Here is a 3,028-nt window from a genome sequence, read left to right as displayed (position 1 = left end):
GTATGTACCTTGAAAACTAGATAAAGAAGTATGACAAGACATCGAAAGCAAGAAGCAAGACCAAACGTCTTTTTTACTGTAGTAAAAAATAGTTTACTCATATTAGTTAAGTAAGAAAGGGCGCACGGTGGATGCCTTGGCACTAGGAGCCGATGAAGGACGGGACGAACACCGATATGTTTCGGGGAGCTGTACGTAAGCGTTGATCCGGAAATTTCCGAATGGGGAAACCCACTGCTCGTAATGGAGTAGGATTATTCACTGAATACATAGGTGAATAAAGGCAGACCTGGGGAACTGAAACATCTTAGTACCCAGAGGAAGAGAAAGCAAATGCGATTTCCCAAGTAGCGGCGAGCGAAACGGAAACAGCCCAAACCAAGAAGCTTGCTTCTTGGGGTTGTAGGACACATCAAACGGAGTTACAAAGGTAGAGTTTACACGAAGCGACCTGGAAAGGTCCGCCATAGAAGGTAACAGCCCTGTAGTGAAAAGATTTTACCCTCCGATGTGGATCCTGAGTACGGCGGAACACGAGAAATTCCGTCGGAATCCGGGAGGACCATCTCCCAAGGCTAAATACTCCCTAGTGACCGATAGTGTACCAGTACCGTGAGGGAAAGGTGAAAAGCACCCCGGAAGGGGAGTGAAAGAGATCCTGAAACCGTGTGCCTACAAGTAGTCGAAGCCCGTTAATGGGTGACGGCGTACCTTTTGTAGAATGGACCGGCGAGTTACGATCCCCTGCAAGGTTAAGCCAGATAAGGCGGAGCCGCAGCGAAAGCGAGTCTGAATAGGGCGCATGTAGTAGGTGGTCGTAGACCCGAAACCGTGTGATCTACCCATGTCCAGGGTGAAGGTCAGGTAACACTGACTGGAGGCCCGAACCCACGTATGTTGAAAAATGCGGGGATGAGGTGTGGGTAGGGGTGAAATGCCAATCGAACACGGAGATAGCTGGTTCTCTCCGAAATAGCTTTAGGGCTAGCCTCAAGGCATGTATCTTGGAGGTAGAGCACTGATTGGACTAGGGGCCCCTACCGGGTTACCGAATTCAGTCAAACTCCGAATGCCAATGATATAACCTTGGGAGTCAGACTATGGGTGATAAGGTTCATAGTCGAGAGGGAAACAACCCAGACCGTCAGCTAAGGTCCCAAAGTATACGTTAAGTGGAAAAGGATGTGGCGTTGCACAGACAACCAGGATGTTGGCTTAGAAGCAGCCATCATTTAAAGAGTGCGTAATAGCTCACTGGTCGAGTGACGCTGCGCCGAAAATGTACCGGGGCTAAACGTATCACCGAAGCTACGGATTGATCTTACGATCAATGGTAGGAGAGCGTTCTAAGTGCAGTAAAGTCAGACCGTGAGGACTGGTGGAGCGCTTAGAAGTGAGAATGCCGGTATGAGTAGCGAAAAAGAAGTGAGAATCTTCTTCACCGAATGCCTAAGGTTTCCTGAGGAAGGCTCGTCCTCTCAGGGTTAGTCAGGACCTAAGTCGAGGCCGAAGGGCGTAGACGATGGACAACAGGTTGATATTCCTGTACCACCTCCTTTTCGTTTGAACAACGGGGGGACGCAGTAGGATAAGGAAAGCGCGCTGATGGATATGCGCGTCCAAGCAATGAGTGAGTCAGATAGGCAAATCCGTCTGGCAATCACAAGTTGTGATGGGGAAGGAAATTAAGTACTGAAGTTCCTGATTTCACACTGCCAAGAAAAGCCTCTAGTGAGAAAAGTGGTGCCTGTACCGCAAACCGACACAGGTAGGCGAGATGAGAATTCTAAGGTGAGCGGGAGAACTCTCGTTAAGGAACTCGGCAAAATGACCCCGTAACTTCGGGAGAAGGGGTGCTTCTTTTGCGAGAAGCCGCAGTGAAAAGGCCCAAGCGACTGTTTAGCAAAAACACAGGTCTCTGCGAAGCCGTAAGGCGAAGTATAGGGGCTGACACCTGCCCGGTGCTGGAAGGTTAAGGGGACATGTTAGCTTCGGCGAAGCATTGAACCGAAGCCCCAGTAAACGGCGGCCGTAACTATAACGGTCCTAAGGTAGCGAAATTCCTTGTCGGGTAAGTTCCGACCCGCACGAAAGGTGCAACGACTTGGGCACTGTCTCAACGAGAGACCCGGTGAAATTATACTATGCGTGAAAATGCGCATTACCCGCGACAGGACGGAAAGACCCCGTGGAGCTTTACTGTAGCCTGATATTGAATATTGGCACAATTTGTACAGGATAGGTGGGAGCCGTAGAAGCGTGAGCGCTAGCTTACGTGGAGGCGCTGGTGGGATACCACCCTGATTGTGTTGATCTTCTAACCCAGGACCGTGATCCGGTTCGGAGACAGTGTCAGGCGGGCAGTTTGACTGGGGCGGTCGCCTCCTAAAGAGTAACGGAGGCGCCCAAAGGTTTCCTCAGAATGGTTGGAAATCATTCGCAGAGTGTAAAGGCAGAAGGAAGCTTGACTGCGAGACCTACAAGTCGAGCAGGGACGAAAGTCGGGCTTAGTGATCCGGCGGTACCGTATGGAAGGGCCGTCGCTCAACGGATAAAAGCTACCCCGGGGATAACAGGCTTATCTCCCCCAAGAGTCCACATCGACGGGGAGGTTTGGCACCTCGATGTCGGCTCATCGCATCCTGGGGCTGTAGTCGGTCCCAAGGGTTGGGCTGTTCGCCCATTAAAGCGGTACGCGAGCTGGGTTCAGAACGTCGTGAGACAGTTCGGTCCCTATCCGTCGTGGGCGTTGGAAGTTTGAGAGGAGCTGTCCTTAGTACGAGAGGACCGGGATGGACATACCGCTGGTGCACCAGTTGTTCCGCCAGGAGCATAGCTGGGTAGCTACGTGTGGAAAGGATAAGTGCTGAAAGCATCTAAGCATGAAGCCCCCCTCAAGATGAGACTTCCCATCTTTTAAAGAGTAAGATCCCTCAGAGACGATGAGGTAGATAGGTTCGAGGTGGAAGCATGGCAACATGTGCAGCTGACGAATACTAATCGATCGAGGACTTAACTAAATTTTTAA

The 3,028-nt window shown here is 50.9% G+C and carries 1 rRNA gene; it reads left to right on the top strand.

What is annotated here, in order from left to right:
• The first annotated feature begins 104 nt into the window (after positions 1-104).
• Positions 105-3,020, top strand: a 23S ribosomal RNA gene (locus DES38_RS11820).
• The last annotated feature ends 8 nt before the right edge of the window (positions 3,021-3,028 follow it).

It is taken from the genome of Streptohalobacillus salinus (genome assembly GCF_003201605.1).
In the GTDB taxonomy this organism is placed as follows: Bacteria; Bacillota; Bacilli; order Bacillales; family Amphibacillaceae; genus Streptohalobacillus; species Streptohalobacillus salinus.
This window is presented reverse-complemented; position numbering and strand designations above follow the sequence as displayed.